4 protein-coding genes are annotated in these 7,044 nt (G+C 62.7%); 2 read left to right on the top strand and 2 right to left on the bottom strand.

Going from position 1 to position 7,044, the window contains the following annotated elements; genetic code table 11:
• Nucleotides 1–508 precede the first annotated feature (508 nt).
• Both ACF8E5_RS17800 and ACF8E5_RS17795 read left to right on the top strand, forming a co-directional pair.
• Nucleotides 509–1,873, top strand: a complete 1,365-nt coding sequence (locus ACF8E5_RS17800) for a glutamine synthetase family protein (protein WP_196126003.1) — start codon at nt 509–511, stop codon at nt 1,871–1,873.
• Nucleotides 1,874–1,898: 25 nt separating this feature from the next.
• Nucleotides 1,899–3,206: an FAD-binding oxidoreductase gene (locus ACF8E5_RS17795; protein WP_058638075.1), complete on the top strand. Its 1,308-nt coding sequence runs from the start codon at nt 1,899–1,901 to the stop codon at nt 3,204–3,206.
• Between the two features lie 72 nt (nt 3,207–3,278).
• On the opposite strand, the gene fadD1 is transcribed toward ACF8E5_RS17795, so the two are convergent.
• Both fadD1 and fadD2 read right to left on the bottom strand, forming a co-directional pair.
• Nucleotides 3,279–4,976 carry a long-chain-fatty-acid--CoA ligase FadD1 gene (gene fadD1, locus ACF8E5_RS17790; RefSeq protein WP_196186391.1) on the bottom strand — a complete coding sequence of 566 codons (1,698 nt, stop codon included), beginning with the start codon at nt 4,974–4,976 and terminating at the stop codon, nt 3,279–3,281.
• 291 nt (nt 4,977–5,267) lie between these two features.
• Nucleotides 5,268–6,956, bottom strand: coding sequence for a long-chain-fatty-acid--CoA ligase FadD2 (gene fadD2 / locus ACF8E5_RS17785; RefSeq protein ID WP_197844513.1), 1,689 nt, complete (start codon nt 6,954–6,956; stop codon nt 5,268–5,270).
• Nucleotides 6,957–7,044: the final 88 nt, after the last annotated feature.

Here is a 7,044-nt window from a genome sequence, read left to right as displayed (position 1 = left end):
AAAGCCAAAGCAACGGCAACGGCAACGGCAACGGCAACGGCAACGGCAACGGCAACGGCAACGGCAACGGCAACGGCAACGGCAACGGCAACGGCAACGGCAACGGTACGGCAATTATCATGAGTGCGCAGCTATGGAGTTGACCAACGAACCCTCGACCCTAATTATTTGCAAGCCAATCAAATGTTTAGCCAGCCCCAATGTAAAGGTTGCCATTCACTACTTTAATCTCCCTCAAGCGGCATGTGAGTATCGAACGCATGACTCCCGCCCAGCCCAGCTCACCATCGTCCAACCGCCCTTCACCGTCGAAGCCCAGGACGCTGTGCGGCGAAAATCCGTTGGTGCATGTCATCCTCGCCTTTTGGGCATTGTGGCACTGCCGTCACGCGCGCCCGCCCGACACCTCGCTTACGCCTGCATGACCTCACCCGGCCTGCATTGGGCCGTTTGACCCAGCCGGGCCGCCTGCACAGGCAGGGGCCTGAGCGTTCGCGAGCGAATGATTATGCACTTTGCACCTGTGGAGCAGGCCAGCCAGTTTCTGGCCGCCAACCCCGAAATCGATCTGTTTGAACTGTTCATCCTCGACGCCAACGGCGTGCCACGCGGCAAGCTGCTGCACCGTGATGAACTGCTGGCCGTGTACCAGACCGGCCGGCCATTACCCAGCACCATTCTCGGCCTGACCGTAAACGGCGACGACGTGGAAAACTCGGGCTTGGTCTGGGATGTCGGCGACATCGATTGCCGTGCCTACCCACTCGATGGCAGCCTGGTACGCCTGCCCTGGCGCCGGGTGCCGACCGCAGCGCTGCAAGTGAGCATGCACCCACACCAAGGCCTGCCGGCCAGCGTGGCCGACCCGCGTCATGTACTGTTGCGCACCGTCGAAGCCCTGAAGGCCGACGGGTACCACCCCGTGATGGCCTGCGAGCTGGAGTTCTACCTGCTCGACCAGCAGCGCGATGCCCATGGCCATCCGCAACCGGCGCTCGACCAGGACGGCGCACGCCCTCGCAGCACTCAGGTGTACGGGCTGCGAGAGCTGGAGCAGATCGAGCCGTTCCTGGCAGACCTGTATGCGGCCTGCAAGGCACAGGGCATACCGGCGCGTACGGCCATTTCGGAATACGCCCCAGGCCAGGTGGAGATTACCCTCGAACACGGTGATGCCGTGCAAGCGATGGACCAGGCAGTACGCTACAAGCGCCTGGTCAAAGGCATCGCCCACGCCCATGGCATGCAGGCCTGCTTCATGGCCAAGCCCTTCGGCCACTTGGCCGGTACCGGTATGCACATGCACCTGAGCCTGGCCGACAGCGCCGGCCGTAACCTGTTCGCCAGCGAAGATCCGGCCGGCACACCGCTGCTGCGTTACGCAGTGGCCGGCATGTTGCAGCACCTGCACGCGTCGCTGCTGCTGTTTTGCCCCAACGCCAACTCCTTCCGCCGCTTCCAGGCCAATAGCTACGCGCCCCTGTCGCCCACCTGGGGCGTGGACAACCGCACGGTCAGCCTGCGGGTGCCGGGCGGGCCGGCCAATAGCCGGCATGTTGAGCACCGTATCTGCGGGGCCGACGCCAATCCGTACCTGGCTGCCGCCGCCATGTTGGCCGCCAGTCACAGCGGCATACGTGATCAGCTCGACCCTGGCGCGCCGATTCAGGGCAATGGCTATGCCCAGGCGACCGAACATCTGCCAACCGACTGGCTCACCGCGCTGCAAGCCTTGGAGCAGTCGACCTGGGCCCGCGAAGCACTGGGCGATGCGTTTCTTGGCGTGTACCTGAAGGTCAAGCGCGCCGAATACCGGCAATTCATGGCCGAAGTCAGCGAACAGGACTGGCGCTGGTACCTGCACCAGGCCTGAGCCCCACACAGAACAAGGATTACCCATGAACGCAGCAGTGAACAAAGGCCCGGCGCAACGTGCGCCGTCCTACTACACCGCCACCCTCAACGACCTCACCACCTACCCCCAGCTCAAGGGCACCGTGCAGGTGGACGTGGCAATCATCGGCGCGGGCTTCACCGGCTTGGCAACGGCCGTGGAACTGGCCGAACGCGGCCTGAAAGTCGCGGTGGTCGAAGCCAACCGGGTGGGCTGGGGCGCCAGCGGGCGCAATGGTGGTCAAGTGACCGGCAGCCTGTCGGGTGACGAAGCCATGCGCGCACAGATGCGCAAGCGGCTGGGCAGCGACGTGGATGATTTCATCTGGCACCTGCGCTGGCGGGGCCACCAGATCATCGAGCAACGGGTGGCCCGCTATGGCATCGACTGCGACCTCAAGCACGGTCACCTGCACGCGGCCATGAAACCCTCGCACCTGGACGAGCTACGGGCTTTCGAGGCCCAGGCACAGCGCCATGGCATGGGTGATCAGGTCGAGCTGCTCGACCGCCAGGCGATGGCCGAACACCTGCAAAGCCCCCTGTACTTGGGCGCCCTGAAGAACCGGCGCAACCTGCACCTGCACCCGCTGAACCTGTGCCTGGGCGAAGCCCGCGCCGCCCACAGCCTGGGCGCGCTGATTTTCGAGCAGACCGAAGTGCTGGAAATCGTGCACGGCCCTCGCCCTGCCGTGGTGACGGCCCATGGGCGTGTGGACGCGCGCCAGGTGATGCTGGCAGGCGATGTCTATCACAAGCTGGAAAAGCGCCAGCTCAAGGGCAAGATATTCCCGGCCATGGGCGGCATCGTCACCACGGCGCCATTGGGCGAGCTGGCAGCGCAAATCAACCCGCAGGACCTTGCCGTCTATGATTGCCGATTCGTGCTGGACTACTATCGCCTGACGGCCGACAAGCGGCTGCTGTTCGGCGGCGGCGCCAACTACTCAGGGCGCGATTCGCGGGATATCGAAGCCGAACTGCGCCCGTGCATCGAGCGTACCTTCCCTGCCTTGAAGGGCGTGCCCATTGCGTTTCAATGGAGCTGCGCCATGGGCATCGTGGTCAATCGCATACCCCAAGTGGGCAAGCTTTCGGACCATGTCTGGTACTGCCAGGGCTACTCCGGACACGGCATCGCCACCAGCCACATCATGGGCGAAATCATGGCTCAAGCCATGACCGGCACCCTGGAGCAATTCGACACCTTCGCCCAATGCAAGCATGTGCGTGTGCCGATGGGAGACGTGTTGGGCAACCCGCTCCTGGCAGCGGGCATGTGGTACTACCAGATGCTGGAAAAACTGCGCTGAAGCAAGGACCGCCCGCCCTGCGAGGCCTCGTCAAAAGGGGCTGCAGGGCGGTGGCAGGCGGTGCGCGCCAGGTCAGGCGCTTTTCTTGAGGTTGAGCTTCTTGAGCTCTTCGTCGCGCAGTTCGCGACGCAGGATCTTGCCGACGTTGGTGGTCGGCAGGGTGTCGCGGAACTCGACCTGACGTGGCACCTTGTAGCCGGTGAGGTTGGCGCGCATGTGCTCCATCACCTGCTCTTTGGTCACCGTCATGCCAGGTTTGACCACGACGAAGACCTTGATCAGCTCCCCGGATTTTTCATCCGGAATGCCGATGGCCGCACACTGCGATACGCCAGGCACCGCCGCCAGCACGTCCTCGAGTTCATTGGGGTAGACGTTGAAGCCGGACACCAGAATCATGTCCTTCTTGCGGTCGACGATACGCATGTAGCCGTCAGGCTGAATCAGGGCGATGTCGCCGGTCTTGAGCCAGCCTTCGCTGTCGAGAATTTCGGCGGTGGCCTCCTCGCGCTGCCAGTAGCCCTTCATCACCTGAGGGCCCTTGACGCACAGTTCGCCCACTTCGCCCAAGGGCAACTCGTTGCCGGCGTCGTCAACGATCTTGCACAGCGTGGACGGCACCGGAATACCGATGGTGCCTACCTGGTTGGCCTGCGCGGGGTTCACGGCGGCCACCGGGCTGGTTTCGGTCATGCCATAGCCTTCGCAGATGGCGCAGCCCGTCACCGCACGCCAGCGCTCGGCAACGCTCAGTTGCAGCGCCATGCCGCCAGATAGGGTGATCTTCAACGCCGAGAAGTCCAGGGCGCGGAACGCATCGCTGTTGCAAAGCGCCACGAATAGCGTATTGAGGCCCACGAAACCTGTGAACTTCCACCTGCCCAGTTCCTTGACCATGGCGGAAAGGTCGCGGGGGTTGCTGATCAGCACGTTGTGGTTGCCGATCAGCATCATGGCCATGCAATGGAAGGTGAAGGCGTAGATGTGGTACAGCGGCAGCGGGGTGATGAGAATCTCGCACCCTTCCTGCAGGTTCGAGCCCATCAGCGCCCGGCACTGCAACATGTTGGCCACCAGGTTGCGGTGGGTCAGCATGGCGCCCTTGGCTACACCGGTGGTGCCGCCGGTGTATTGCAACACGGCCACATCATTGGCTTGCGGGTTGGCCTCGGTCACCGGCTGGCCCTTGCCCAGGGCCAGGGCATCGTTGAAGCGCACGGCGCTGGGCAGGTGATAGGCCGGCACCATCTTCTTGACGTACTTGATCACGCTGTTGATCAGCAGCCGCTTGAGCGCAGGCAGCAGGTCTGCCACTTCGGTGACGATGACGTGCTTGACCTGGGTCTTGGGCACTACCTTCTCGGCCAGGTGCGCCATGTTCGCCAGGCACACCAGCGCTTTGGCGCCGGAGTCCTTGAACTGGTGCTCCATTTCCCGGGCGGTGTACAGCGGGTTGGTGTTGACCACGATCAGGCCGGCGCGCATGGCGCCAAATACCGCCACCGGGTACTGCAGCACGTTGGGCAGTTGCACCGCGATGCGATCACCGGGCTTTAGGTCGGTATGCTGTTGCAACCAGGCGGCAAAGGCACCGGAAAGGGTATACAACTCACCGTAGGTCAGGGTCTTGCCCAGGTTGCTGAAGGCCGGTTTGTCGGCAAAGCGCTGGCAGGATTGCTTGAGTACCGCCTGGATGTTGGGGAATTCGTCGGGATCGATCTGCGCCGCGATACCGGCCGGATACTTGTCCTTCCAAAAATGGTCGATCATGCAAGCCCACTCCTTCAGCAACAGCGAAGTTCGTTTCACGCGTCGAGGCGTTTATTATTGATATGAGATGACGGCCTGATGCAAACCAGATCATCTGAAAGCGGGCCGAGAGTAGCAGCTTTGCCGAGGGTCTACTAGAGCCCAAATCGGGCTTGACAGTCACAAAGGTGACTCAATGAATACTTCGGGTCACGTTTAGAGTATTTGACTTAATGAGCCGGTTAGGCCACCGGGATGTGCCGTGCGCCAGGCCCTGGCGCACGGCACATCTTCCTTGTCGCGGGCTATCGATTAGCTGGCGTCACGCAGTTCGCGCCGCAGGATCTTGCCCACCGGCGTCATCGGCAGCGCCTCGCGTAGCACGATCTGCTTGGGCACTTTGTAGCCGGTAAGGTTGGCCTTGCAATAGGCCTTGAGCTCCTCGACATCCACACCCCCTTGGCGCGGCACCACGAACAACTTCACCGCTTCGCCGGAACGCTCGTCTGGCACGCCGATAGCGGCACAATTGGCGACCTTGGGATGGCCCATGACCACCTCTTCGACTTCGTTGGGGTACACGTTAAAGCCCGATACGATGATCATGTCTTTCTTACGGTCGACGATACGGGTAAAGCCGTCGGGGTCGATCACGGCAATGTCACCGGTTTTGAACCAGCCTTCGGCGTCCAGTGCCTCGGCCGTGGCGTCGGGTTGCTGCCAGTAGCCCTTCATGACCTGCGGGCCCTTGATGCACAGCTCACCGGGCTCACCCAGGGCCAGCTCGTTGCCGTCGGCATCGATCACCTTGAAAGCCGTGCCCACCACCGGGATGCCCACCGTGCCCAGCCGCGCCAGCGTGCCGTAGGGGTTGGTGCTGGCCACGGGGGACGTTTCGGTCAGGCCGTACCCTTCGACGATGCGGCAACCCGTCAGCTGTTCCCAGCGCTCGGCCGTGGCCTTGACCAGGGCAGTGCCGCCGGAGTTGGTGACCTTCAATGCAGAGAAATCGAGCTGGCGGAACCCGGGGTGGTCCATCAGCGCGACGAACAGGGTGTTGAGGCCCAGCAACGCAGAAAACCGCCACTTGCCCAGCTCCTTGATGAAGCCTGGTATGTCCCGCGGGTTGGTGATCAGCACGTTGTGGTTGCCGGTGACCATCATGCACATGCAGTTCGCGGTGAAGGCATAGATGTGATAGAGGGGCAACGGCGCGATCATCACCTCTTCGCCGTCCTTGAGTAGCTTCTGCCCGTCCGGCCCATGCTGGGAGAAACAGGCCAGCACCTGCAGCATGTTTGCCACCAGGTTACCGTGGGTGAGCATCGCGCCCTTGGCCAGCCCCGTCGTGCCGCCGGTGTACTGCAGCACGGCGATGTCACCCAGGCTCAAGGGCACAGGCATGGGCACGCTATCGCGGCCCTGGCGCAGTACCTGCTTGAACGACACGGCCTGGGGCAGCGCATAGGCTGGCACCATCTTCTTGAGCTTGTCGACCACGGTGTTGACCAGCCAGCCTTTGAGCGTAGGCAGCATGTCGCCCATCTTCGCCTCGATCAGGTACTCGATACCGGTATCGGGCAGGACCGTCTGCACACGCTTGCCGAACAGGTTCATGTACACCAGAGCCCGGGCGCCGCTGTCCTTGAACTGGTGGCGCATTTCGCGTTCGGTGTAAAGCGGGTTGGTGTTGACCACGATCAGCCCGGCGCGCATGGCGCCGAACACGGCGATGGGGTACTGGAGCACGTTGGGCATTTGCACCGCGATGCGGTCGCCCGGCTTGAGGTCGGTCTGTTGCTGCAGCCAGCAGGCGAAGGCGGCCGACAGACGATCGAGGTCGGCGTAGGTCAAGGTCACGCCCAAATTGCTGAAGGCCGGGCGATCGGCAAAGCGCTTGCAGGAGCGTTCGAACACCTCGACCACTGACGCGTAGGCCTGCATGTCCAGGGTGGAGGGCACGCCCGCCGGGCGCTTGTCATTCCAGAAGTCGGCTTGCATTTATTGTTGTTCCTCTGCCGGGACCTGCACTGCGTCCTGTAGTCCAAGTGCCTGCGCGCTGACTATGCACAGGCGTTGGTTCGACGTT

The sequence above is a fragment of the Pseudomonas sp. WSY_20 genome (assembly GCF_043104335.1).
In the GTDB taxonomy this organism is placed as follows: Bacteria; Pseudomonadota; Gammaproteobacteria; order Pseudomonadales; family Pseudomonadaceae; genus Aquipseudomonas; species Aquipseudomonas parafulva_B.
Note: the sequence above shows the minus strand (reverse complement) of the source record. Positions and strands in the feature narration are given on the sequence as shown.